This is a genomic window from Schinkia acidoalkalinis (assembly GCF_054301215.1).
On sequence record NZ_CP182573.1, the window covers coordinates 405,014 to 429,606 of the forward strand.

The following is a 24,593-nucleotide window of genomic DNA, read 5'->3' on the forward strand; positions in this document are numbered from 1 at the left end:
TATAAAATGGAAATAATTGTTCTGATTTTTCCATTGTATCATATAAGGAAAACATGTTTCACTTTTCCTTTATTTTTTTGTCCTAGCTTTTTTCATCTCGTCTGCTAAATAATGTACAAACTCCTCATCTTTTACCAGCCAAGCTTCATATTTTCTTTTTATAAATTTCTCCGCTTCTTCAAAAGTAGGAAAGGTTTGGCTGATTTTTGTTTTATTCTTTTCTATCGTCCATTCCTTTTCATTTTCCGAATAAATAAAGAATGAATCGTCTCCCCGACCTTTATAAAGGGACCCTGATGGAGAACGTTTCATATTAAAACGATTTTCATGCGCATCCTCCCGTAATGAGTGTAAGGTAAAGATGTCCGTTACAAACTTTTTATAGTTTTCATTGCTTAAAGTGCAGCCTGCTGCTTTCGCATGCCCACCTCCACCATATTTACCAGCGACAAAGGATACATCGATATGGTCATGGATGGTACGAAACCCTAATTTTTTCCCTCCAATATTCACGATAGCAATATAATCGAGATGTGGATTATCTTTCCCAATCTCATTTCCAAGCTCAGAATGATAGGATTCGGCAAAGACAATTCCTACGACATTTTCACCGATTTGGGATTGAACAAGCTCCCGTCTTTTCCGCCGGATATAGCGCTCGATTTTATCGTCTTCCATGTTTAAAATTTTCTGTTCAAAATCATCAAAATAGAAGTGCTCGCTCGTATTTATGCGTTTAAGCATTTTTTCTTCAAATTCTTCAATTGAAAGTAGGAAAAAAAGCGCATTAAGTCTGCGTGCTGGTTGGTTGTTATTTTTCTCCCATTCCCATGTATCATATTGCCTGATGAGTTCTACAAATTCTGAAAGTGACTCTGTTGGTTGTAACAGTTTCTTTTTAATTAGATAGCCATAAAATAATGAAGTCGCTGAAGTTAATTTTCCATCTTCATCTTCAACCACAACACGCCCCCATTCATAGTTATTAAAATGAAGGGCAGTTTTATGATGATCAATGAGCTGAATTTCACCTCCGTTTTTGTAAAATAAATTTAAATTCTTTTCATTCTCTTCATTAACAGACAAATCTGTAATGAACAAAAATGTTTCTTTTTCGCCATTTTCCAAAAACCATTCTACTTCACGTTCAATGCTGAAATTGGAATTGTAGCGGACATTCACATCGCTGCCAAAGGCAAGCTTTGCCAAAATACCGCACCCAACGCCATCCAAATCATTATGCGTCAAAAGCTTATACATGTACTTCACCTCTCCAAATAGTATAATTCAAAAAATGAAAATTATTGACAGTTACGAAACTCGATTTTGTGCACCAGGGTATAGATTACCAAACAATACAAATATTATAAATGACAAAAAATAAGGAGGTTTATGTATGAATAGCCAACGAGCTCAGGAAATAGCTGTATCACCGGTAATGGCCAATGTCACTTATAATGGAGTACCTGTGTATATCCAAAATGTGGATGATCATAATGAAACGGCAAGAATTTATCCGCTCCATGACCCGACGAATGAGCAGAATGTGCCAGTAGCAATCTTAGTTGAACAATAAATATATTAAAAAAAAAACGGAAGCAAGAATTATTTCTTGCTTCCATCCATTATGAAATCTCATATAACTCTTGTGGCACGTCTTGTAATAATCGGCTTTTTTCCCCTACCGAAAATAGATACAACTCATGCATAGCCCGCGTACAGGCTGTATATAGCAGCTTTTGTTCATTCTCCTCCCGGTATACCTCTTTTGAACAGTTCGGGATAATCACCGCATCAAATTCAATTCCTTTTGCTAAATAAACAGGGATGATGACTACACCTTTTTCAAATGAGTAGGTTTCTTTGTCAATTCTTTTTACTTTCATTTTTTTACTTAATTGATCATAGGCTTCGATGCTCTCATGCTCCGTCTTGCAAATAACAGCAATCGTCTCCAACCCGTTTTCTTTTAACTGCTCAATACGGCCTGAAATTTGGGAGTATAAACTATCCAAATTGTTCACTTCTTTATACTGTGGCTTTTTCCCCATGCGGTTAATTGGCTCTATCACGTCGCCACCTTTCAGCAGCTTCTTAGTAAATTCCACAATTTGTTGGGTGGATCGATAGCTCTTTGTCAAAATGATTGTTTCCATTTTTTCAGTATCCTTTATATTCGAAGAAAATATCGAAGGAGAATCCATTGTTTCTGAAAAAATAGCTTGATTGTAATCACCAAGTATTGTCATTTGACACATTGGAAAGAGCTGTTTCAAAAAGCCAAATTGAAACGGTGTGTAATCTTGGGCTTCATCAATAAATAAATGGCGGATGAATGTATTCGGTTTTCGTCCCTCTATTTGATCCTGTAAATAAAGAAGGGCCGTCGCATCTTCAAATAATAAACGTTTATTCATTGTATTCGTGATGGTCTGGGAGCAAATAGCAGGCCAGTTTTCAGGTAAGTCAATTTCCAGCGATAGAGTCGACCTTTTAGATAGCTCAAATAGTTGACAAAAAACTGCTTCGATATCAATAAAGCCAAGATTTTTAATGGTTCTTCTAATCGATTTAAAGCGGCGACTTACAATAAACTTTGCCAACTCCGCTTGTTCACGGTCAAAATCATTAAAAGTGTTTTCCGTAAAGCGTTGCTTTTTCTGGACCCTTTTAAATATTTTCTGGTAATCATCTTGATCCAAAAATTGAATCTCCTCTAACACCCAATCTTTTTTCCGTTCCTGGCGTGCTTTATGGCTGATTTCTTTTAAAAGCCAGTCCATTGTTGACCCGATTCGATTAGGAATGGAAATCGCCGGGTCCAGTTCATAAAAGAATTTTTTTATTTCATCACGAGAAATAAGAATCTCGCCTCGAAAGTTGATATTTTTAAAAATAAGACCGTCTTTCGATAAATAACGAACATACGCATGAATCATTTCAAGAAAGGAAGAACTTCCTTTAAAACGAATTCCTTCCATTCTTGTGTTATATTCCTGATTCTGGTCTGCTATCAGCACATATTCCATTTGTGAAAAGGCATCTTCCAGACTATATTTGTCTTTCAAACGCATATCAAGATAGGCTTGGAATGTCATCTGCTCCATATTATCCTCACCAAGCTCCGGGAGCACGGTAGCTACATAATGACTGAACATCGGATTAGGTGAAAATAGCATAATATTTTCCGATTGAATACTGCCGCGAAAACGATAAAGCAGGTACGCAATGCGCTGCAAAGCTGCTGATGTTTTCCCGCTTCCTGCAACACCTTGAACGAAGAGAAACTTACTATGTTCATTACGGATAATTTGGTTTTGTTCTTTTTGGATGGTGGCTACGATGCTTTTCATTTGATTATTGGCATTATTGCTTAGCACTTGCTGCAATACTTCATCACCTATCGTTACTCCTGTATCAAACATACCTTTTAGCTTGCCACCGCGGATGATGAATTGCCTTTTTAAAAGAATTTCACCTTCAATTTTCCCATCCATTGTGTCAAAACTGGCAGGCCCAGTCGCAAAATCATAGTAAATACTAGAAATAGGGGCACGCCAGTCATAGATAAGGAAGTTTTCCTCCTCTTCGTCCATTAAAGAAGCGGTACCAATATAAATAATATCTGTATTTTTCTCCCCTTTTTCTTGAAAATCAAAACGACCGAAATAAGGGGAATACTTCATTTTATCAAGGCTTTTCAGCCGTTGATCCAACTTAAAATGAGTCCGTTCCCGTTCTGAAAGCATTTCTACCTGTTGTTTTATACTTGTAAAAGTTTCACCAAGATCATCGGGTTCATCAAAATTAACCGTAACATCGTTCCAAAATGTTTTGCGGATTTCAGCAATGTCTTTCTTTACACCGCTGTTATCATGTTTTATTTTCTCAATATTTTTGCCAATAATTTCAATCATTTCGGTTATTCTAGTTTGCTCATGAATCCACTCATTACTCATTATATCTACCCCTTATAAAAAGAAATATTCTAAGTGCTTGACATTTATGTTTTTTTATTGTATATTATTATTGGGTAATTTTAATTATTACTTCATTTTTGTGAAAACAAGGATAATAGCTAGTTTATCATGGCAATATTAAAGAAGCAAGAGAAATCCTCTTGCTTCTTATTTTATTCTCATTTTGGTTTCTTTATCAAAGAAATGAGCTTTATATATTATTATTTAATTAAAAGAAAAATCCAGGTAAACCGCCTTGCATACCACTTAAAGGCGTTGCCGAAAACGGAAAGGCTCCCATTGCATTATTTGGTAAACCAAGCAGTCCTAAAGGGTTTCCAAAACTTGCATTTCCTAGCCCATTAAGACCTACTCCAAACGGATAAGGTCCTATTAGCCCACCTAATTGCTTCATCATCCCTATTAGATTTCCAAAGCCGGGACCTCCACCCATTCCCGGGTGCCCTGCCCCTTGACCCACTCCTCCGAGACCATTCAGACCAAACCCTGAAGGAAAGGGACCCGTTTGACCGTTCAATTGCTGTGCCATCCCCATTAAATTCCCAAAACCAGGACCTCCACCCATTCCCGGGTGCCCTCCGCCAAATCCCATGCTTCCAAGACCATTCAGACCAAACCCTTTAGGAAAAGAACCTGTCAGGCCGTCCATTTGCTTTGCCATCCCCATTAGATTATCAAAGCCAAGACCACCAGACCCTGAAGTTCCGACTAATCCTGCATTTCCTGAACCATTCGGACCGAACCCTTTAGGAAAGGAGCCTGCCCAACCTTCTAATTGCTTGACCATTCCCATTAGATTACCTAAATCCTTCGAAAAAGAACTAAAGGGGCGATCCAAATCGTTACCACCTGTATCCGTGTCGACTTCTTGATTCCTTGGCCTATCTACATAATCCCCTCTTTTTGGTGCAGCTTGGGACGATTGAGTATAAATATTATACGGCTTTTTCGATTTACCAAGGTATTGTGCTGCCATCCCTCTTTCCCTCCATTTTTCCCAAAGTACGTACAATATATTTTATGGAGGAAACCTACAGTAGGAATTTGTCCCACTATCAAAGGACAAAAATCCGCTGGGCTTAAATCTCAATAATAATTGGTAGAATCATCGGCTTCCTTTTTGTTTCTTTAAAAACAAATTGCCCGACCGATTTTCTAATATTTTGCTTAATATCACTCCATTGTTTTCTATTGCTTTCGGAAAGTTCATTTACTGTTTTGATAATCAGTTTGTTGATATCTCTTAAAAGCTCCTCAGCGTCTTTCACATAGACAAAGCCGCGGGAAATAGTGTCAGGGTCTGAGACCAGCTTTTTGTCCCTTTTCCCCATTGTCAGGACAATCACAAGCATTCCATCCTCTGAAAGCTGTTTTCGGTCCCGTAGGACAATATCACCGATATCGCCGACACCAACCCCATCTACATAGGTTTCGCCTGCATAAACCCGGCGGGTCTGCCTTGCAAGAGAGTGATTAATATCAACTACATCCCCATTTGTCATGATAAAAATATTTTGCGGCTCCACACCAACGGACTCAGCCAATTGCCGGTGCTGGTACAGCATTCTATACTCCCCGTGGATCGGGATAAAATACGTTGGCTGCATCAGTGTTAGCATTAATTTCAAATCTTCTTGATAGCCATGACCGGAAACGTGCATCCCTGTTGAACTGCCTGACCCATAAATGACATTAGCTCCCAAGGCAAATAAATTGTCGATAATCTTGGTGACACTGCGTTCATTACCGGGGATAGGACCAGCCGCTAAGATAACTGTGTCCCCTGCCAAAATCTCTACACCTCGATAATCACCAGTTGATAAACGGGCCAAAGCCGCGAGCGGTTCACCTTGACTACCTGTACAAAGAATGGCTACTCTATCCGGTGCCATTTCTTTGATGACATTTGGCTCGATGATCATCCCATCTGGAACATCCAAATAACCGCGTTCCATTGCAACAGCAATCACATTCACCATGCTGCGCCCGAGCAATGCAAGCTTACGATTAGTTTTGATAGCAGCATCAACAACCTGTTGAACGCGATTAATATTTGATGCAAAGGTCGAAAGTATAACTTTACCATGTGCTTTTAAAAATGCCTCCTCGATATGCTCACCAACAATCCGCTCAGAAGGTGTTAAACCGGGACGTTCAGCATTCGTACTTTCCGAAATCAGCACCAAAACACCTTTTTTACCAATCCCCGCCATTTTATGAATTTCAGAATGCTCTTGATTGGCAGGGGTTAAATCAAACTTGAAATCGCCCGAATGGACAATGACCCCTTCTGGTGTATCAAAAACAATGCCTAGACAATCTGGGATACTATGATTCACCTTAAAAAAGCTGACGTCTATACTGTTAAAATGTAATGTTGAGCTTGAGTTGATTTCATGTAGCTCCGCATCTCTAAGCAGTTTATGCTCTTCCAACTTTAATTCAATAAGACCTAATGTAAAACGTGTAGCATAAATTGGGATATTCATTTTTTTCAAAAAATAAGGGATTCCCCCAATATGATCTTCATGACCATGCGTCACAATCAACGCCCTAATTTTATCCTGATTTTCTTCCAAGTACGTCATATCAGGAATAATCAAATCAATCCCTAACAAACTTTCATCTGGAAACTTATTGCCGCAATCAACAATTAAAATATCATCGCCATACTGTATGATATACATATTTTTACCAATTTCATTCATGCCACCTAATGCGAAAATCGACAATAGCTTCTCATTTGCGCTCACCATTAATCCCCCTACCAATAATCAAATACGCTTTAAATTATTCGTAGTATACCCGATTCCCAAATTTTCATAATGGTTTCCATGAATATTTGTGGACAACCTTTTCATATATAATATATATGAGAACCTTTAATCGAGTAATTTTCGGTTATTTGAGTTTTTATATTTTACACTTTCCTTATGTTGTTTTAAAATAGGCTCGTTATGATTAAAAATACAAGAGTTTTTATAGAGAGGGGAAAATATTACATATGAACAATAAAGTTGATATAATTGCACGTAGAATACTTGGCTGGAAGCTAAATAATTGGGAAAAGTGGTACGATCGCGAAGAACGCCTTTTCATACATGATTCTGAATTTCAGCCTGAGCATAATATTGATCACGCGATGCGCATCGTAAAAAAATTAGAAGCAATTGGTTTTACGTATTCTACAAGAGAGGACAATACGGTTTGTTTTAATAATGTATGTGCTGTTGGTGATACGTTGGCACAAGCCATTACAAATGCTGCCTTCGAACTTGCAGATAATACTCCGATAGACGATGCATGGCTCTAAAATATGGAGGATTATTAAAAGAAAAAAACCCACAGTCATTGTGGGTTTTTAAACTATTCTTCCTTCATCAATCTTGCAAACATATACGAAACTGCAACCATCGAAATTGCAAACAATGCTAAAATAGTATAAAGTCCGTAGTCCATTTTTCCACCTCTATATTTCTATTATTCTTCAATAGCAGCTTTTTATTCATTTAATCAAATAATGAAAACAACTATAATTATAGCATTTACTTGAAATTAAAACTACATTTATGTTTAAAAAGTTATTTTAAAGTAGCATAGTTTTCTAAATAGAAAACAAAATTAATGGAATTTTCAGTTATATCATGTCGAAATTTCCCAGCAAAAGTAGTATACTATAGTAAAAAGTATATACCGTAAAGTGGAATCACACATCTATCCAGACTTTAAAACTACAACTAAGGAGGACATTTTTATGTTGGAGTTTTTCCTTAAGTTTTCAGAGATGATTACTTATGGTACCTTCGTGCTTTATTTTTGGGTTATCGTAACTTCTCCGATATGGGCTTCTTTTTTAGTTTATAAAAAGAGTAAACAAAATATTAAGAAACGACTCGTCCTTATTAACGGTGGAAAATTACTGAAATGAAAAACCACTAGCAAATTGCTTAGTGGTTTTACGTTTTTTATAGATTTTATTGTGCCGCCGAAATTTCTTGTATTTTTTTCACAACCAAGGGGTAAAAATTATTTTTTGCATTATTGGTTGAATTTCCACCGAAAAATGCCGTACCTGGACATGTTTTAACGGCATACCCCGCACCATTATCCAATACTCTTTGCCCCGTACGTAAATCCCACCAATGGTGGTACGTGATACTGTCAATCGATGGAGTTAACCCAAATTTTATACATAGCAAGGCCGTAATATAAACAATTGTTTCTCGTTGTTCAGCAGTCATAATATCAAAACCTTGATCGAAATTGCCAACATGCTCAATCATGATTCCGTCATGGTTTGCCTTCCAGCCAATTGTTCCTTCCGGTGCCACGTTAAATGGTCGTGAAACCGCAATAGTTCCGTCTGGGAACGTTGTAATATTCTGAGCGATATTTTTCCAGTTCATTTCTTTCACATGGAATTGTTCCATTCCTTTTAACATTGTAAAATGGTTGCTGCCTTTAAAATGTTTATACGATGGTCGCCATGTGTGGTGCTGTTGTATAATATTGATTTTCCTACTAAATTTATGATTCAATAGCCATTCTTTAAACTCCTCCCTCGTCATCAAAATATATTGCCCTTCCATTTTCAGACTGTTAGGATGAATTTTTAACTTTTGACCAATCATCAGTGCATCCGACGTAAGTCTGTTTGCGCTTTTTATTGTCTGCACAGAAGTAAGGAAAACTGTTGATATACTCTGTAATGTATCCCCAGATTTCACCTCATAGATAACCGGGACCTTCAATTTTTGACCAACAAACAATACATTTGTTTGCAAACCATTAGTAACTTTTAAATCCTTGACTGAAGTTCCAAATTTATAAGCAATTCCCTCTAAATTATCACCAGATTGAACTACATAAAGGTTGCTAGGGTTACTCTCAGCTTTGACAGTGACAGGAGTTTCATTAAGTAGGATGATGAAAATCACAAAGATCGACATCAAAAGTCTAGGCATTTTAAATATCCTTTCTTTTATAATTCAGTAGAGTGTTTGCTTTCTCATATAGTTTGCAGAACAATAATCAATTTTATTAATGATAAAAATGCATGTAATCCTAAGTGAAGAGTAAAAATTTATGCTGTAATCATGAATATTTTCCCGTAAGATAAGGAAAAATAAAATACGGAGGTGTTAATATTAATTATGAGTAATATATCCGTCTTACTTATCAAATTCGTAACTTGTGTAATTGCGTATGCAGTGGCGCTTGACCTATTCTTTGATGCGACCTGGACAGACATACTTTGGTTTAGTGGGTTAACGACAATTGTCTCTTATTTGGCTGGAGACCGTATACTGTTGCCACGGATTGGAAATGCAAACGCTCTAATTGCTGATTTTCTCCTTTCTTATACACTTGTTTGGGTTTTTGGCAGTGTTGTTTTGAATTATTATTTGCAGATTGCTTGGGGAAGTTTCATTTCAGCCGCAATTATTACAGCTGGGGAATATTTTGTTCACCGAATTCTCCTTCGGACGATGCCAGATGAAAGCGAACGTAGAAACATTGCACCAAGCAAACTTGCGTATGCAATGGAAATGTCTGAAGAAGATGAGCCTATAAAAGAAAAATAAAATTGTAATAGGGCGATTATCTTTTTCCGGTAATCGCTCTTGGCTTGTATAAAGGACAGTTTTTACAATGTGGGGATGCCTTTGTCCTCATTTTCCCATTTTGCGGACAGCCCCCCACCCATGTGCTTCCTTTTGTCCTCATTTTCCCATTCTGCGGACAGCCACCTTACCCGCGAGCTTCCTTTTGACGGCTTGAAAGGTGTAATTTATAGATAATTAGCACATGTTATTAGAGACAAATACGATTGAAGGATGGGATACTAATGAATTTAAAAGGCGATTTACAAGAGGCCCAAGAAATGATTCATAAAGCACATTTTCATTTAAAACAAGTGAATTCCACCAGCCCAGAGGCAGAAGCATGTCATTTTGCCTTGGATGAACTTGTAAAAGCACAGCAAAAAATACAACATGTGCAACAGCAAATAAATGAGTAGAAGAAAAGGCTTGGGATTTGAACTCAAGCCCTTTTTATGCCTTTCATTACAAGGATTCCGGTATCAAGGTGAATCCTTCAACGACTGCATCCTCTTCAACCTCAATTAAGAGACAGCGCTTGCCATTATAGTTAATTAATTTGACGTGTTTTAAGTCTTGCGGACTGAGTGCAATATTAGCGACCTTTGTATTTATTTTGATTGATTTCGAGTTTATGTTTGGAACGACATTGGTTGCCTTCAATTCATATCGCTCATCATCTATGACTTTTTGAAAAGCCAATTCTACTTTGCCCGGGTTCACATCCTCTACCCCACTCACCTTTAAAACACGCTCGACATCTTTGTAATCTAATTTTGGAGGCTCCTCTTCTTCATTTTCATCAATGATGCGAGTGATTTCATCATAGACATTTGCCAATGTAGAGGCATCCATTTGGTTTCCAACAATATCTTTTACGATTTCTTCAAAAACTGCTTTGTCTTCTTTAGCTGTTAAAATCTCTTCACTATTTAAAACTTCCTCGATAAACTGCCCATCTAGTTGGTAGGCTTTTTCGGCTGAGTAAAGAATATGATTCACATCAGCAGCATTTTCGGAAAAGCATGGGAATAAAAAGCCGGCAACCGGTGAAGATAGATTGATGATTGGGTCAACGACAACATTATATTTAAATTCTTTTTCGATATAATCGAACAATAGTGTCTTTTTCGGCTGCTCTGTTTTATTAATACTGCAGAGGATGAACGAATGGGCAAACACTTCATCACGGTCACTCTGTTCCGTTTCTTCATTGTTCTTTTTGGTAGGTTTAAAATACTCGCAACGAACAAAGGTCACGACCATATCCTCTTCATGCTCAGCATTTTTAAACATTTTCTCAACAATCAAGAGCATGTATGCTTTCCAATCCTCAACATCAGCAGATTTCAGTCCTTCATAAAGAAGCAGCTGTGTATGGTCCTCGGCTTCTCGCTGAAACTTTAACTCAAAAAGCTTAACATCCAACTGACCTGTCAGCACCTTTTTGAAATTGCTTAAAAACAACTCCTGTTGTTCCTGCTCCAACATTGGAAAAGGCTTGCTTTCCTGGTGGTAAATATCGCTCGTACCCTTCATGATATATACATTAAAAATATCTTTAATCTTCATTAAATCATTATTAAGCTTGAATTGTTTTCGGATATTTGCTACATCTTTTTTGTTCAAAATCTCCACTCCTAGTTGTATGGTCTATTTTCCATTATAAGCGATAAAGCCCTCTTATTTATAATTTTACATAATCTCCTGGGACAAACTATAAAAAAACGACGAAAGGATTACACCATGAACCAGCGTACATTAAAAAAAATATTCTATTTATCGTTATCCGTTAATCTTGTTCTTATATGCATCATTATATATTCCTTTTTATATGAAGATTTTGTAAAAGCAAATACGCCCATTTATTTAAAAAATAAAACATATCAGATGAAGACAAGTAATTACGAAGTGTATAAAACAGGACAAGCTAATATTGTAATGCTTGGTGATTCGATTACTTATGGTGTTGATTGGCACGAATTGTTAGGTAGAAATGATGTTGTTAATAGGGGAATTGGCGGCGATTATACAGAGGGGATGCTGAGTCGCCTTCACTATATTTTTAATATAAATCCTAAAATAGTTTTTCTCATGGGTGGAATTAATGATATACAGTGGAATGCTGCTTCTCCAGAAGAAATTGCCCAAAACCATCAGCGTATTATTGCTGAATTAAAAAAACATCATATTACTCCTGTCATCACATCCACACTTTATGTATCGTCTTCAAAAAAGAATTACAAAAGCATTAATGCCCGGGTTGAAAAATTGAATCACATGTTGAAACAAGTCGCGAGCGAACACAAAATTGAGTACATTGATTTAAACAGCAAGTTGGCTAATGGAAATATGTTAGATAAAAAGTACACTGTTGATGGAATCCATCTACTTGGGAATGCTTATCGAATATGGGGAGATGAGGTTTCAAACGTTCTTTTCTATCTGAGCAATCATTCGAAACTATAATAACAACGATTAGTAGGCTTGACATAGCCATGGGGCTGGTAGTACAAGGACAGGATTTTGCGGTACGAATCTCCTGTCCCCCATCTTACACTTTTTATAGATCATAAAGGTCCTTTCGTCTATCTTGAAAAATAGGAATCGTGTTTCGTACCCGGTCCACTTCCTGTAAATCAAGGTTAGCATAATAAATGCCCGCTTCACTATTGTTGCTAACAAGAAGTTCCCCCCATGGTGCAATTACCATCGAATGACCGTTGAATTCATTATTCGGATCCGTTCCCACACGGTTTACAGCGACAATAAAGCATTGATTTTCAATCGCACGAGCCTGCAATAACAGTTGCCAATGGTCAATCCTTGATTTTGGCCATTCAGCCGGGATAAACATGATTTTTGCACCCTTTAAAACATGGGTGCGTATCCACTCAGGAAAACGCAGATCGTAACAAATAACCCCGCCACAAGTAATTCCGTCCATTTCAAAAACATTCACCTTTTGCCCAGGCTTCATAAATTGATGTTCATCCATTAATTTGAAAAGATGGGTTTTGTCATATTCCCCAACAATTTCTCCGTTTCGGTTCGCCATGTACATTGTATTGTAAAACCCGTCTGCTTTTATAGTTGAAACCGATCCGCCAACGATATTTACGCCATATTGTTTTGCAGTTTGAGTGAACAGTTGTTTTGTGTGTTCACCATTTACGTCAGCTAGTTCACCAAGATGCTTAAGAGCATAACCGGTATTCCACATTTCCGGTAACACTATTACGTCCGCTCCAGCTTTTGCAGCTTCATCCAAGTATTGCCTAGCATCCAGAAAGTTTTTTTTTGGATTTCCAAATGCTATATCCATTTGTACACATGCAATTTTCATTTCCCTATTCACCTCTAGAACAAGTCTTATGAGGATAATTATACTATTCTTTGTTTATTTTGCCTTGGTGTTTATCCAACATTTGTTGTAAATATTCCTCTGATTTTCCTTTTGGAATACTGAGACTGCGGCAGTGGCTTATAATCTGTTTCTTAAATAATAAAAAGACCGCCATCATTATGACGATCTCTGCCGTTACGCGTTTGTTATATACTTGTATTTATCAATTCTTAAAAATATAACAAATTCTTATGATACGCGTTCGCGCAACTGTGTTTGAACAGGCTGCTTTGATTCTTTCTTTTGCACCATTCTTACAAAAATATTATTCGATAAAAGTGAAACGATGATAAAGACAGTCCCAATAAGATCAAATACTGTTATATCATTCCCTTGAAACATTGAAACGATAAGTGTTGTAACAGGAACAAAGTTTATGAACAACAGTGCATTTAATGGCGATAATATACTTACTCCAATGTTCCAACCAAGCAATGCAATGACACCAGGGAATATGATCATAAACAATAAATGTGGGCTTACTACTTTGATCGTTTCTTCTGATGGGACAGGTATCAATCCAAACAGCGAAGCCCCAACTGTAATAATAATAGCCGTACCCGTTCCAAGTAAACAGCTTAACGTTGAATATCGCAAAGCGGACCAACCACGAAACTTGCTAACACCCATCGTGTATATGACCCATCCAACAACTGCAATGAATATTAATATAGAAGGTATAAATTGACCCGTAGCACCAAGAAATGATTGGATATTTCCTTTTGTGATCACTAACACTGCCCCAATAAATGACACGAGCACACATGCTAATGTAAACAGATGTGGACGTTTTTTAAATATCACCCAAACAATCACAATAGAAATCATCGGCATCAGCGACTCGTTAATAGAGGCCACCATTACACCTGGTTTTCCTAATAAATCTTCTCCCCAGAACATGAATAGATTATAGACTGTAAATGCCATTGTACCGTAAAACCATAAGTGAAGACCTTTTCCTTCGAATCGAAAGGCCCTCATGCCTTCTTTCCATAAGAGTACCGCTATTAAAATTATGGTTACAGAACCATAACGAATAATAGTAAAGTAGAATGGATCAATATGTTTGAAAGCTGCATGTGCTACAGGAAACATCGCCCCCCATGAAACTGCAGCAATAAAACATAGAAATGCCCCCAACAAAAAATTATTTCTCAAAATTCCCCTTCCCCCTTCAACAAGCTGACCCCATTATCATCTACTTTTTTTACCATTCTGTAAAATGAATAATAATAATGATTACTATCAGTTTTTTTGATATTATAAAAATACATAAAAAATATATAAGGTGGATCATCATGGAGTTTAAGGATTTAGAGATTTTTCAGATGGTGGCTGAAAAAGGAACGATTTCAGAGGTAGCAAAAGAGTTGCGTTACGTGCAATCCAATATTACAATGAGAATTCAGAAACTCGAACACGAACTGAATACCCCATTGTTTAACAGGCATCGTCGGGGTATGAGTCTAACGCCTGAGGGAAAAAAATTACTTACTTATAGTAAAAAAATCTTATTGTTAACCGATGAAATGAAAAAAGCCGTTCAAAGTAAGGAAGAACCATCTGGAAAATTAGATATTGGAACCGTTGAAACCGTCATACATTTACCAAAAATATTGGCTACCTTTATTAAAAAATATAAATATGTCGATCTATCGATATTTACTGGCGTGACGGAAACATTAGAAGAAGAAGTATTGCATCATAAATTGGATGGGGCGTTCGTTACAGAATCAGGAGACTTTCATCCCGACCTTGTATCGCATGAAGTGTTTCGAGAGGAGCTTGTTTTAATTTCAGGTATGCACACCTCTTCTTTGGAAGAGTTGAAAAAGGAGCCATTCTTATGCTTTAGTGAAGGCTGTGGATACCGAGCACGTCTTGAAGCTTGGTATAGGGATCAAAATGTCAAACCACAGAAAGTTTTGGAATTCGGCACATTAGAAACCATCTTGCAAAGTGTTGCTGTTGGATTAGGCGTTACATTCGTTCCGAAGTCAGCAGTCACCCATTTGGAACAAAGTGGACTCATCCAATGTCATACACTTCCAGAACAATACAGTAAAATTAAAACCGTTTTTATAAGAAGAGCCGATGCTTACTTAACCTCAACTATGGAAAAATTTATCGAAACAATCGAAATGAATAAACAAGTTTGAAGCCAAGTAAATAATACATGTAGTTCATTTAGTCTTGATGAAAAACAACCAAGAGAAAGCTCTCTTGGTTGTTTTAATTTAGATGGATGATTCTCCACTCTCAGCAAAGCCTTTAATTCTGTCACCAATCTCATCACGAACACGCTGGAAAACGGCCCATTTTTCTTCATCTGTACCTTCGGCTTTTGCAGGATCATCAAAGCCCCAATGGTCACGTTTAACATGAGGAGGAGTCATCGGGCATTTTTCAGCAGCGTCACCACATAAAGTAATAACATAATCTGCATTATTTAAAATATCAGGATCTATAATTTCGGAGGTTTGAGTTGAAATATCAATTCCAACTTCTTTCATTGCTTTTACGGCATTTTGATTTAATCCATGGGCTTCGATTCCGGCACTTTTCACAATCCAGTGATCACCTAAATATTTCTTTGCCCATCCTTCTGCCATTTGGCTACGGCATGAATTACCTGTACATAAGAAGTAAATTATTTTTTTATTTTCCATGTCATGTCTCCTTTTAATTTGTCTGTGTTTTAAAGTATTTTCGTTGAAACCATAAGGCAACATTGACAAGGCCAATCATGACCGGCACTTCTACAAGCGGACCGATTACAGCAGCAAAGGCAGCGCCAGAATGGATACCAAACACACCTACTGCAACAGCAATCGCTAATTCAAAGTTATTGCTTCCAGCTGTAAACGCTAATGTTGTGCTAACAGGATATCCTGCCCCAATTTTTTTACCCAAGTAAAAGGAAACAAAAAACATGACAACAAAATAAATTAATAATGGAATGGCAATCCTAACTACATCTAAAGGCAGACTAACAATAACATCACCCTTTAAGGAAAACATCACAATAATCGTAAACAATAAGGCAATCAGTGTAATTGGACTGATTTTAGGTATGAATTTTTTTTCGTACCATACTCTCCCTTTTGTTTTCACAAAAATAAATCTTGTTACCATTCCCGCAATAAATGGAATTCCTAAGTAGATAAAGACTGATTTTGAAACCTCTGCCATCGTTATATCTACGACCGCTCCCTCAATCCCCAACCACTCTGGAATAACGGTTACAAACGCATATGCATAAACAGAGAAAAACAATGTTTGGAATAAGGCATTAAATGCAACTAATCCAGCGGCATATTCTGTATCACCTTTCGCAAGATCATTCCAAACAATAACCATCGCAATACATCGAGCTAAACCAATAAGGATTAAACCCACCATATATTCTGGCTTATCAGGTAAAAATACAATTGCGAGTAAAAACATTAGAACAGGACCTATAATCCAGTTTTGTACCAAAGAAAGCAGTAACACTTTTACATCTTTAAAGACTCTACCCATCTCTTCATAACGGACTTTTGCTAATGGAGGATACATCATTAGGATTAAGCCAATGGCTAACGGTATTGAAGTTGTTCCTATTTGTAGGCTGTTCAATCCATTTACAAATCCCGGTGCTGCATTACCAACCCCAATCCCAACTGCCATTGCAAGGAAGATCCAAACCGTAAGATAGCGGTCTAAAAAAGAAAGCCGCTTCTTCCCTATTTCTTTTCTCATTTTTCCTCTCACCCTTCGTTTAGGCTAGCCTAACAATTAAAACGTAATGTAGCATCATTTCCCTCTAACTTTGCAATATTTTCATTTTGATCATGTACATGCAGCAATATATCATGAATAAGTGGATAATACGCATTGGATTCATTCAAGGAATAATAAATCCATTGTCCTTTTCTCTCTTCCACAATCAATCCAGCATCTTTAAGCTTACGTAAATGCTGACTTATCGAAGGCTGACTCATATCAAATAATTCAACAAGCTCACACACACAGCACTCTTTCTTTTTTAAAAGAGAAATGATCGTAAGTCTTGTTTTATCTCCAAGAAGCTTTAATACTTGCGCAGCTTTCACAATTTCTATCGTTGTATGTTGCATGTTAGATACACCTCCTAAACAACATTTTTATTTAGTCTTCATTCTTTTTCCTCGTTGATTATAACTATATAATTAATTGCTTATATATTCAATAAAAAAGCCAAATCTTCCAAATGTGGAGGTTGGCTTTTTTAAAATGCTCCAGTTTATTTACCAAATTAAACATCATTTCCTATTTCCCTATCCAAGTCGTAAATTGATTAAAATGAGGTTTATCTATTTTTGATGGACACAAATCAGGATATCCAAGGTAGATAAATGCAACAATTTCACCGTTTTCTGATAGATTAAAAAAGTCTCTTACCTTTGGGTGATATGTTCTTGCCCCAGTTCTCCAAATGGCGCCAAGGCCTAAACTATGGGCAGCAAGTAACATATTTTGTATACAACTGTTAACAGCAGCATATTCCTCTTTCTTTAAAACCTTTGGATTTTGAGACGGCTCTACCCCAACTGCGATAACTACAGGTGCTCTTAATGGTTTATTTTTCAACCTTTCTAATTTATCCTGACTCTTTTCAAACTCACTTTCGGTAAGATTTGACTTTTCAATCTCGACAAATGCATCTCCCAAAAGCTTTCGCCCTTCACCAGTTAGAACAAAGAATCTCCAAGGATTAGTATGGTGATAATTTGGGGCATAAGTACCTGCTTCTAGAACTTTCTCAATCAATTCCATTGGTACAGGAGTATCCTTTACTTTACTAATACTTCTTCTAGTTTTGATTGCTTCCAATACATCCATTTAGAACTCTCCTTCTTTGAGTATTCTTACAATATCAACTCTAGCTTAGACTATTTCTTACTTCTTCCATTATAACTTATGAAGATCTCGCCTATTTCACATGTTTTGGTCAATTCAGTTGCGAAAATTATTTACTAATATTTCAGCACATCATAGTTAGTTTATGGTATAAATTCTATATAAAATACATAAAAACGGGAGAGAGAATGACATGGTAAAGAAAAAATGGATTGCAGGCTTTTCTGCAGCAATAGCAACGGGAGCTTTACTTTCAACAACGGCATTAGCCAATGATGATAACGGAAAAGAAGCTTTAGTAGCTCTCGGAGACTCCATTACATTTGGTTATAATTTAGAAAACAATAACAAACATACCTCAAGACAAGCCTTTCCATATGTAATTGGTGAAGAAGCGAATGTAAGAGTAAATGATTTAGGGAAGCCTGGTTGGACAACAAGTCAATTATTAGACGCTTTAAACAACGATGAAAAGTTTCAGGAAGCAGTAAAGCATTCTGATTATGTTACAGTAACCATTGGAAATAATGATTTGCTTCATGCTTTTGAAGATGGAAATGTAACAGAATCAGAGGTATTGACGGCATTAGACAATTTAAAAGCTATTTTAGTGAATATCCGAGGTTTAACAGACGCTCCTATTGTGGTTTATAACGTATATAATCCTTTTCAGGTGACCGATGTTTTCAGACACCACGCAGGCGATTTGTTGTTACCAATGATTAATACTCAAATTGAATTACTAACAGCATCTTTAAATGACCAAAAGATTATAGTTGCTGATGCTTATGGTGCATTTGGTCAAAATCAAGAGCTTTACGTCAGAGCTGGTGATATTCATCCAACTGCGGAGGGCCAAAAGAAGTTAGCTGAAATTGGTATAGAGGCCCTATCTTTAGATTAAAAATGATAGAATACCTTTATCAATGGCTGTCATAAAATCGGTTGGAAGGCTGAAGCTCCCAAAGGTTCTTTCTTCGCTTGGTTACCCGTACCTGCTGGTTTCACAAGTGAATCTTTTGCCAACTATTTGCTTGATGAAGCAAATGTGGTTGTGGCCGCTGGGAATGGTTTCGGTGAATTTGGTGAAGGATATGTCCGTATTGGGTTACTGGTCGATGAAGAACGATTGGTAGAAGCGGTTGAACGGATTGGAAAGCTTAAACTTTTTCAATAATAATGAGGTAGTGCATGAGGATCATTGGCGCTAAAACTACGCAATCTTTCTAAATGCGCTTTTAAAAACACGAAAAGAGCAATTACGATTTGTAACTGCTCTTTTATCATCCGCAAAATCTGCTTTATGTACTTTTTGGAGCGGGTGACGGGAATCGAACCCGCGACACCAGCTTGGGAAGCTGAAGTTTTACCACTAAACTACACCCGCATCAGTTTATGCCAAGTAAAATGGTGCCGGTAAGAGGACTTGAACCCCCAACCTACTGATTACGATTCAGTTGCTCTGCCAATTGAGCTACACCGGCATAGATTTCCATAAGGAATAATTACCAACAAAATAAATTATAGCACTATAATCTAAAAAATCAACACTTTTTGTTTCGGAGTTTGTGCACCTGTATTGCATGAAGGAAACCTCTCAATTGTATAAAACCCCCTGTTTTACAGATACTAAATGCATATTTTGTAAATAAACGGAGGTTTTTTTGTGACTGAAAATAAAATGCCTCAATATCCGGAGCCTTATTGGCGGGATGGGATTGAGTTACCGAAGTTTAATCAACTGAATGAGGATATTGAAACAGATGTCGTGATTGTCGGCGGCGGGATCACAGGGATCACTGCTGCTTATCTTTTGGTAAAAGAAGGTATAAAGGTTGCTTTAATTGATGCCGGAAAATTATTGAACGGTACAACCGGCCATACTACTGCCAAAATAACAGCACAGCATGACTTGATTTATGATGAATTCATTAACCATTTTGGGATCAGTAAAGCAAGAATGTATTATGAAGCGAACAGTAACGCCTTAAAATTTATCAAAAATACGATTCATGAGCTGCAAATTGATTGTGATTTCAGTGAGCAGGATGCTTATCTTTATACAACTTCGGAGCAAAATGTACAAAAAATCGAAAAGGAATATCAAGCATATCAAAAACTAAACATTGATGGGAAACTTGTAAGGGAAATTCCTTTTACTATTAAAACATATCTCGCCTTAGGTATGAAAAATCAAGCACAGTTTCATCCTTTAAAATATTTGACACGACTTGTAAAAGAAATAACTGACAAAGGCGGCCTTATTTTTGAAGATACTACCGCTGTTAACATTGAAAGTGAGGACCGGAAAGCTACAGTTCTTACTCGAGACGGAAAACGCATCATAGGAAATGGCGTTCTTTGCTGTTCGCACTTTCCCTTTTATGAAAGCACAGGATTTTATTTTACAAGATTATATGCCGACCGTTCCTACGTCCTTGCAACAAAAACGAAAATGGATTATCCAGGTGGGATGTATTTAAGTGTCGACCAGCCAAGCCGCTCCATCCGTTTTACACCAGTTGATGGAGAAACTCTACTGATTATTGGCGGTGAAAGCCATAAGGCTGGTCAAGGGAAAGACACAAGTGAACATTACAAAGCATTGGAAAAGTTCGCTAAAGAATCCTTTAATTTAAATCAATTTGACTATCGCTGGTCAACCCAGGATTTAACTACATTAGATAAAATGCCATATGTCGGCGAAATTACGAAATCCCAGCCGAACATTCTAATTGCCACAGGTTACCGAAAATGGGGTATGACGAATGGAACAGCAGCAGCCATGCTCCTACGTGATATTGCGTTGAATCAGGAAAATCCATATAAAGACATTTATACTCCAACGCGTTTTTATGCAGATCCTAGTTTGAAAAAGTTTTTTACTGAAAATGCCGATGTTGCTAAGCATCTACTCAAAGGAAAGCTCGAGCTTGCTGACAAGAGCCTAGACGATTTGAAAAACGATGAAGGTGCCGTTGTCATGATTAATGGTACCAGAAAAGGGGCCTACAGGGATTCAGAAGGAAAACTGCATATTGTAGATACAACCTGCACCCATGTTGGATGCGAATGCAATTGGAATGACGGTGACCGGACTTGGGATTGCCCATGCCATGGCTCTAGGTTTTCCTACACCGGTGAAGTTATTGAGGGTCCTGCAGAAAAGCCACTGCAGCATGAAAATTTTACAATGCTTGAAAACTTAACATCCGAAAAATCAGGATACTAAATGGATAAAGTGGTAAGATTTTTTGCATATTTTTTATATAAAAAAATCAGGTGAAGCAGAGCCTTCACCTGATTTTCATTCATTATTCTTAACTACTATTAATTAATCAAAATATGATTAGTGTGACATTACAGCAGAGCCATCATCTTTGCCATCCTTTGTAACTTTTAAAACAGCTGCTGCTCCTTTTTGTACATCGTTAAATTGATGTGTAACGATAGAGTAGCTGCCCTCTTCTGTGACTGTAAATTCCACAACTGCACCGCCACTTGCAGGTAGCATTACTGTTTGCATACCTTTCATATGGTTGGCTGGATTACCATCAAGATAAACATCATCAAATACTGTACCAACTACATGGAAGGAACTTACTTTATTTGGACCAACGTTTTCAATATATAATCTTACATGGTCGCCCACTTTGGCGAGTAGTGGATGTTCTTTTAATGTGAATGTATCTCCATTTGTATTTGGTTGGCCTTCTTTAAATGCTTTTGTTGAGAATACAACTTGGCTAGGTACGCCATTTGTCATATCGTCTAAATCATTATATTTATACCATTCGTTTTGAACGAGAACAAACTCGCGGTCAACTTGGTTGTCAGTTGGGTAGCCATTTTTAGGTTTCACGATAATGGTACCATGCATGCCGTTTGCGATATGCTCCAACACCGGTTTTGTACCGCAGTGGTACATGAATACACCAGGATTGCTAGCTTTATAAGTAAATTTGCCATCTTTACCAGGCATTACATCGATAAACTTCTTAGATGGTGCTGCATGTACGGCATGGAAATCCATGCTGTGTGGGATAGCCGGATCCATATTTTTAAGTGTAAAGTTGATTGTATCACCTTCATTCACTACTACTAATGGGCCAGGTGCCTCACCGTTAAAAGTCCAGGCTTTATACATTGTTCCTTTATCTATTTCAATATCTGTAATTTGTGCTGTCATTTCTACATTTACTTCATGTTCTCCAATACGTTCTACTTTTAAAGGAGTTGGCGCTTGATTTACATCTTTATGCGGTGCAATCACTTGAGCTGCTACTTCTGCTTTAGGTTGTGGAGGTGGGGCTACAGTTTTTGCAGGCTCGTTTGCTCCGCATGCTGCTAATAATAATGATGCACTTACTACAACTGGAATTGCGAATTTTTTGCCCTTTAACATATCAATCACCTCATGTTTTTATTTGTGAAGTTTTTCACAATTACTCTAAAAAATTTTTTGCTACTTGATTTTACTATTCATTTGTTTGTGCTTGCTCTACAGCATTACTAACAATATTGTTAAGGTTTTAACTGTTTCAATGGTGTTTTTGTTTCTTACTACATTTACATTGTAGCATGCGTAAATAACTTTTAAATAGGAGCAGTGTGTCGAATCTATGAATAATATATGTTCAAATTGTGAAGGGAAATTTTCTATATTTACAGGCATTTCATCTGCAATCACAATCGTATTCCCTAGCAATAACATCCCTGCCAGTAACCCCAAACTTCTCAACTTCGTTTTCATGAATCACACCCTTTCATTTTTTCATAAAAATTTGATATTAAAAATTAGCAAATATTACTATTATTTTGATCAATTTTTAATACTTCATGAAAAATAAAATGACAGCGTTCACTAGGCTATTTACAATAAAAGCTGCACCATAAATCCATACACCAACCACCTGACTAAAACCATCATTGATCACGAAAAACCACCAAATTGAAGTAAGGAAAAACAATAAAAAGCTTAAAACAATGGACTGTGTCCACGTTTTACCGAAATTACCTGTTTTTTTCATTCTTAGCACTGTGAATATTATAACAGCTACAATCACCAAACCCATGACTCCAAAATAAAAATATCCTTCTAACTCTCGCGACAATTCCTTGCACTCCTCTCTTATGAAACAAAACCTTCATTATAAAATCACCATTTCTATTTTCCATATTACCAGTTTTTGGTATAGTTAATATTGAATTTCAAATAATTTTAGAATAGATATATTTTAACTATGTTAAATAACAGTCTTTTATTTCACGCAAATGATGTTTATAAAAAAGTGGGGGGGTACCCCTCTCCTACAAAACATCAATCTTGAAATCAAGAAAGGACAACATACAGCGATTATTGGTCATAATGGGTCTGGAAAAAGCAGTTTGTTGAAGCTAATCGCCGGAATCTATGAACCTACGAGTGGGATAATAATAAGAGGAAGCCAAAGAATTGCTTATGTACCTGAACATTTCCCAAGTCATCTTCGTTTTAAAATGAAGGAGTATTTAACACTTATGCTTATAAAAATATTTCGATTTTAAGCAGCTACGCTACTACTAGTCTTGCTTTATACATCATGATGGCTTGGATAGGAATGAATGTTTTTTCATTAGAGGATGAAAGTGAAAAACATATATTATATGTGAATTTAGGTGGAAAACGGAGATATTTTTCTGGAAAATTCATCGTTTGTTTCATTTTTATCATAGGGTTAACCTTGTTTTCCCACCTATATCCTATTGTAACGGATAGCTTTCGGGGCGAAGTACAATTACTGCACCATTTCCTATCCCTTTATAGCCATATCGTACTGGGAATCCTTGGAGCCATCTTAGGTGCATTTTTTTCTTCTACTTATATTTCAGGCACTCGAAATGCTTGGCTTTTGGCGGCACTTGTAATTGTTTTATCTATCGGCTATGAATCTATCGTAGAATCCATGCCTTATTTGAAATGGTTATTTGTAATATTGCCACCTGTTACTAGTGTGATTTCAGACTTATCTACCGGGGATGATATTTTATTAGGCACTAGCTTTTGGATCAGTTTTTCTTGGATCATGGTTTATGCTGTTGCGGGTTTCGCTATTGTTAGTATGTTATTTTTAAAATTTGAACGATAATTTCAGGAAAGAAGTGATAAAGATGAGCTATAAAGCGATGCGTAGAATTTTAAAAGAAGTAAAAGATGAAAACAAAATAAATAACTTGCTTTCTTCAGCAAAGGTTGGATATTTAGGCTTACAGGATGAAGAAGGCACCTATGTTGTCCCTTTGAACTTTGTATGGAAAGACAAAAAAATATTACCATGGAAGTGAACAAGGTCGTAAAACTGATGCCATTCAATTAAGCAACCGGGTTTGCTTTACCGTATCCGAGGACAAAGGAACAATAGCAAATCCGTGGCCAGCAGAAATCGGTACAGCTTACACGAGCGTTATGATTTTCGGGAAGTTAAAACTTATCGATAACATTGATGAAGTAACAGCCGCCTTACAAGCGATGTTAGACAAGTTTGTTCCTGGTTATTTTGAACGTGAACTTTCACAAAAATATGTAGATTCCTATCGCTCATCAATGGGTAGCAGAACCATGGTCTACTGCCTTGAGCCTGACCAAATCACTGCAAAAGAAGATACAGCGACAGAGGAAGAATTATTTTTTAAAGGTAGAAAACAAGTACATGATTTGAAAAAGACTAATCGTTAAAAAACATT

At 36.9% G+C, this 24,593-nt stretch carries 28 protein-coding genes, 2 tRNA genes and 1 pseudogene; 14 read left to right on the forward strand and 17 right to left on the reverse strand.

Translation table 11 applies throughout. The features are described from left to right. Window positions 1–69 precede the first annotated feature (69 nt). Complete coding sequence (locus tag ACNQFZ_RS02060) at window positions 70–1,260, reverse strand: DHH family phosphoesterase (protein ID WP_458413711.1); 1,191 nt, start codon at window positions 1,258–1,260, stop codon at window positions 70–72. A gap of 136 nt (window positions 1,261–1,396) precedes the next feature. On the opposite strand from ACNQFZ_RS02060, the gene ACNQFZ_RS02065 reads away from it, so the two are divergent. Beyond that, a complete protein-coding gene (locus ACNQFZ_RS02065) occupies window positions 1,397–1,576 on the forward strand; it encodes a small acid-soluble spore protein H (protein WP_458413712.1) in 180 nt (59 codons plus the stop codon). A gap of 49 nt (window positions 1,577–1,625) precedes the next feature. On the opposite strand, the gene helD is transcribed toward ACNQFZ_RS02065, so the two are convergent. The 3 genes from helD to ACNQFZ_RS02080 form a co-directional block, all read right to left on the reverse strand. Continuing rightward, a complete protein-coding gene (gene helD / locus ACNQFZ_RS02070) occupies window positions 1,626–3,959 on the reverse strand; it encodes an RNA polymerase recycling motor HelD (RefSeq protein ID WP_458413713.1) in 2,334 nt (777 codons plus the stop codon). A gap of 229 nt (window positions 3,960–4,188) precedes the next feature. Next, on the reverse strand, window positions 4,189–4,956 hold the full coding sequence (locus tag ACNQFZ_RS02075) for a hypothetical protein (protein WP_458413714.1): 768 nt from the start codon (window positions 4,954–4,956) through the stop codon (window positions 4,189–4,191). 103 nt (window positions 4,957–5,059) lie between these two features. Beyond that, window positions 5,060–6,736, reverse strand: a complete 1,677-nt coding sequence (locus ACNQFZ_RS02080; RefSeq protein ID WP_458413715.1) for a ribonuclease J — start codon at window positions 6,734–6,736, stop codon at window positions 5,060–5,062. Window positions 6,737–6,984: 248 nt separating this feature from the next. Here ACNQFZ_RS02080 and ACNQFZ_RS02085 point away from each other — a divergent pair, with 248 nt between their 5' ends. After that, window positions 6,985–7,293 carry a BC1872 family protein gene (locus ACNQFZ_RS02085; RefSeq protein WP_458413716.1) on the forward strand — a complete coding sequence of 103 codons (309 nt, stop codon included), beginning with the start codon at window positions 6,985–6,987 and terminating at the stop codon, window positions 7,291–7,293. Window positions 7,294–7,734: 441 nt separating this feature from the next. After that, the gene (locus ACNQFZ_RS02090) at window positions 7,735–7,908 is read left to right on the forward strand and encodes a hypothetical protein (protein WP_458413717.1); all 174 of its coding nucleotides are present in this window, start codon (window positions 7,735–7,737) and stop codon (window positions 7,906–7,908) included. 46 nt (window positions 7,909–7,954) lie between these two features. Here the strand turns inward: ACNQFZ_RS02090 and ACNQFZ_RS02095 are convergent, their stop codons facing one another. Then, window positions 7,955–8,944 (reverse strand): LysM peptidoglycan-binding domain-containing protein, encoded by a 990-nt coding sequence (locus ACNQFZ_RS02095; RefSeq protein ID WP_458413718.1) that lies wholly within the window; start codon window positions 8,942–8,944, stop codon window positions 7,955–7,957. 189 nt (window positions 8,945–9,133) lie between these two features. On the opposite strand from ACNQFZ_RS02095, the gene ACNQFZ_RS02100 reads away from it, so the two are divergent. After that, complete coding sequence (locus tag ACNQFZ_RS02100) at window positions 9,134–9,565, forward strand: YndM family protein (protein WP_458413719.1); 432 nt, start codon at window positions 9,134–9,136, stop codon at window positions 9,563–9,565. A 263-nt stretch (window positions 9,566–9,828) separates the two neighbouring features. Further along, window positions 9,829–10,002 carry a hypothetical protein gene (locus tag ACNQFZ_RS02105; protein ID WP_458413720.1) on the forward strand — a complete coding sequence of 58 codons (174 nt, stop codon included), beginning with the start codon at window positions 9,829–9,831 and terminating at the stop codon, window positions 10,000–10,002. A 46-nt stretch (window positions 10,003–10,048) separates the two neighbouring features. On the opposite strand, the gene ACNQFZ_RS02110 is transcribed toward ACNQFZ_RS02105, so the two are convergent. After that, entirely contained in the window at window positions 10,049–11,212 is a 1,164-nt protein-coding gene (locus ACNQFZ_RS02110) for a DUF4317 domain-containing protein (protein ID WP_458413721.1), read from the reverse strand. Window positions 11,213–11,329: 117 nt separating this feature from the next. Here ACNQFZ_RS02110 and ACNQFZ_RS02115 point away from each other — a divergent pair, with 117 nt between their 5' ends. Continuing rightward, window positions 11,330–12,052, forward strand: coding sequence for a GDSL-type esterase/lipase family protein (locus tag ACNQFZ_RS02115; protein ID WP_458413722.1), 723 nt, complete (start codon window positions 11,330–11,332; stop codon window positions 12,050–12,052). Between the two features lie 94 nt (window positions 12,053–12,146). Here the strand turns inward: ACNQFZ_RS02115 and ACNQFZ_RS02120 are convergent, their stop codons facing one another. Both ACNQFZ_RS02120 and ACNQFZ_RS02125 read right to left on the reverse strand, forming a co-directional pair. Then, window positions 12,147–12,929, reverse strand: coding sequence for a carbon-nitrogen family hydrolase (locus ACNQFZ_RS02120; RefSeq protein ID WP_458413723.1), 783 nt, complete (start codon window positions 12,927–12,929; stop codon window positions 12,147–12,149). Window positions 12,930–13,178: 249 nt separating this feature from the next. Further along, window positions 13,179–14,150: a DMT family transporter gene (locus ACNQFZ_RS02125; RefSeq protein ID WP_458415277.1), complete on the reverse strand. Its 972-nt coding sequence runs from the start codon at window positions 14,148–14,150 to the stop codon at window positions 13,179–13,181. 137 nt (window positions 14,151–14,287) lie between these two features. Between ACNQFZ_RS02125 and ACNQFZ_RS02130 the strand changes: the two genes are divergently transcribed. After that, a complete protein-coding gene (locus tag ACNQFZ_RS02130) occupies window positions 14,288–15,148 on the forward strand; it encodes a LysR family transcriptional regulator (RefSeq protein WP_458413724.1) in 861 nt (286 codons plus the stop codon). Window positions 15,149–15,226: 78 nt separating this feature from the next. Here the strand turns inward: ACNQFZ_RS02130 and arsC are convergent, their stop codons facing one another. The 4 genes from arsC to ACNQFZ_RS02150 form a co-directional block, all read right to left on the reverse strand. Further along, window positions 15,227–15,658 carry an arsenate reductase (thioredoxin) gene (gene arsC / locus ACNQFZ_RS02135; RefSeq protein ID WP_458413725.1) on the reverse strand — a complete coding sequence of 144 codons (432 nt, stop codon included), beginning with the start codon at window positions 15,656–15,658 and terminating at the stop codon, window positions 15,227–15,229. Between the two features lie 13 nt (window positions 15,659–15,671). After that, window positions 15,672–16,730, reverse strand: a complete 1,059-nt coding sequence (arsB, locus tag ACNQFZ_RS02140) for an ACR3 family arsenite efflux transporter (RefSeq protein ID WP_458413726.1) — start codon at window positions 16,728–16,730, stop codon at window positions 15,672–15,674. Window positions 16,731–16,759: 29 nt separating this feature from the next. Next, entirely contained in the window at window positions 16,760–17,107 is a 348-nt protein-coding gene (locus ACNQFZ_RS02145) for an ArsR/SmtB family transcription factor (protein ID WP_458413727.1), read from the reverse strand. Window positions 17,108–17,279: 172 nt separating this feature from the next. After that, the gene (locus ACNQFZ_RS02150) at window positions 17,280–17,852 is read right to left on the reverse strand and encodes a nitroreductase family protein (RefSeq protein ID WP_458413728.1); all 573 of its coding nucleotides are present in this window, start codon (window positions 17,850–17,852) and stop codon (window positions 17,280–17,282) included. Between the two features lie 211 nt (window positions 17,853–18,063). Between ACNQFZ_RS02150 and ACNQFZ_RS02155 the strand changes: the two genes are divergently transcribed. Both ACNQFZ_RS02155 and ACNQFZ_RS02160 read left to right on the forward strand, forming a co-directional pair. Continuing rightward, window positions 18,064–18,774 carry a GDSL-type esterase/lipase family protein gene (locus tag ACNQFZ_RS02155; protein ID WP_458413729.1) on the forward strand — a complete coding sequence of 237 codons (711 nt, stop codon included), beginning with the start codon at window positions 18,064–18,066 and terminating at the stop codon, window positions 18,772–18,774. Window positions 18,775–18,783: 9 nt separating this feature from the next. After that, window positions 18,784–19,047: pseudogene (locus ACNQFZ_RS02160) on the forward strand (aminotransferase class I/II-fold pyridoxal phosphate-dependent enzyme); the annotation flags it as partial. 136 nt (window positions 19,048–19,183) lie between these two features. Here ACNQFZ_RS02160 and ACNQFZ_RS02165 read toward each other — a convergent pair. After that, a tRNA-Gly gene (locus tag ACNQFZ_RS02165) sits at window positions 19,184–19,257 on the reverse strand. A gap of 21 nt (window positions 19,258–19,278) precedes the next feature. Beyond that, window positions 19,279–19,354: transfer RNA gene (locus tag ACNQFZ_RS02170), tRNA-Thr, on the reverse strand. A gap of 197 nt (window positions 19,355–19,551) precedes the next feature. Here ACNQFZ_RS02170 and ACNQFZ_RS02175 point away from each other — a divergent pair. Continuing rightward, entirely contained in the window at window positions 19,552–21,102 is a 1,551-nt protein-coding gene (locus ACNQFZ_RS02175; RefSeq protein ID WP_458415278.1) for an FAD-dependent oxidoreductase, read from the forward strand. 117 nt (window positions 21,103–21,219) lie between these two features. On the opposite strand, the gene ACNQFZ_RS02180 is transcribed toward ACNQFZ_RS02175, so the two are convergent. The 3 genes from ACNQFZ_RS02180 to ACNQFZ_RS02190 form a co-directional block, all read right to left on the reverse strand. Further along, the gene (locus ACNQFZ_RS02180; RefSeq protein WP_458413730.1) at window positions 21,220–22,275 is read right to left on the reverse strand and encodes a multicopper oxidase domain-containing protein; all 1,056 of its coding nucleotides are present in this window, start codon (window positions 22,273–22,275) and stop codon (window positions 21,220–21,222) included. A 96-nt stretch (window positions 22,276–22,371) separates the two neighbouring features. Next, window positions 22,372–22,623, reverse strand: coding sequence for a hypothetical protein (locus ACNQFZ_RS02185; RefSeq protein WP_458413731.1), 252 nt, complete (start codon window positions 22,621–22,623; stop codon window positions 22,372–22,374). Between the two features lie 76 nt (window positions 22,624–22,699). Then, a complete protein-coding gene (locus tag ACNQFZ_RS02190; protein WP_458413732.1) occupies window positions 22,700–22,984 on the reverse strand; it encodes a hypothetical protein in 285 nt (94 codons plus the stop codon). Window positions 22,985–23,147: 163 nt separating this feature from the next. On the opposite strand from ACNQFZ_RS02190, the gene ACNQFZ_RS02195 reads away from it, so the two are divergent. The 4 genes from ACNQFZ_RS02195 to ACNQFZ_RS02210 are packed head-to-tail and all read left to right on the forward strand — an operon-like array spanning window position 23,148 to window position 24,585. Beyond that, a complete protein-coding gene (locus tag ACNQFZ_RS02195) occupies window positions 23,148–23,417 on the forward strand; it encodes an ATP-binding cassette domain-containing protein (protein ID WP_458415279.1) in 270 nt (89 codons plus the stop codon). A gap of 53 nt (window positions 23,418–23,470) precedes the next feature. Next, window positions 23,471–23,998: a hypothetical protein gene (locus tag ACNQFZ_RS02200; protein ID WP_458413733.1), complete on the forward strand. Its 528-nt coding sequence runs from the start codon at window positions 23,471–23,473 to the stop codon at window positions 23,996–23,998. Window positions 23,999–24,020: 22 nt separating this feature from the next. After that, a complete protein-coding gene (locus ACNQFZ_RS02205; RefSeq protein ID WP_458413734.1) occupies window positions 24,021–24,194 on the forward strand; it encodes a hypothetical protein in 174 nt (57 codons plus the stop codon). Beyond that, window positions 24,157–24,585, forward strand: coding sequence for a pyridoxamine 5'-phosphate oxidase family protein (locus ACNQFZ_RS02210; protein WP_458413735.1), 429 nt, complete (start codon window positions 24,157–24,159; stop codon window positions 24,583–24,585). Before ACNQFZ_RS02205 ends, ACNQFZ_RS02210 begins: the two co-directional genes overlap by 38 nt. The last annotated feature ends 8 nt before the right edge of the window (window positions 24,586–24,593 follow it).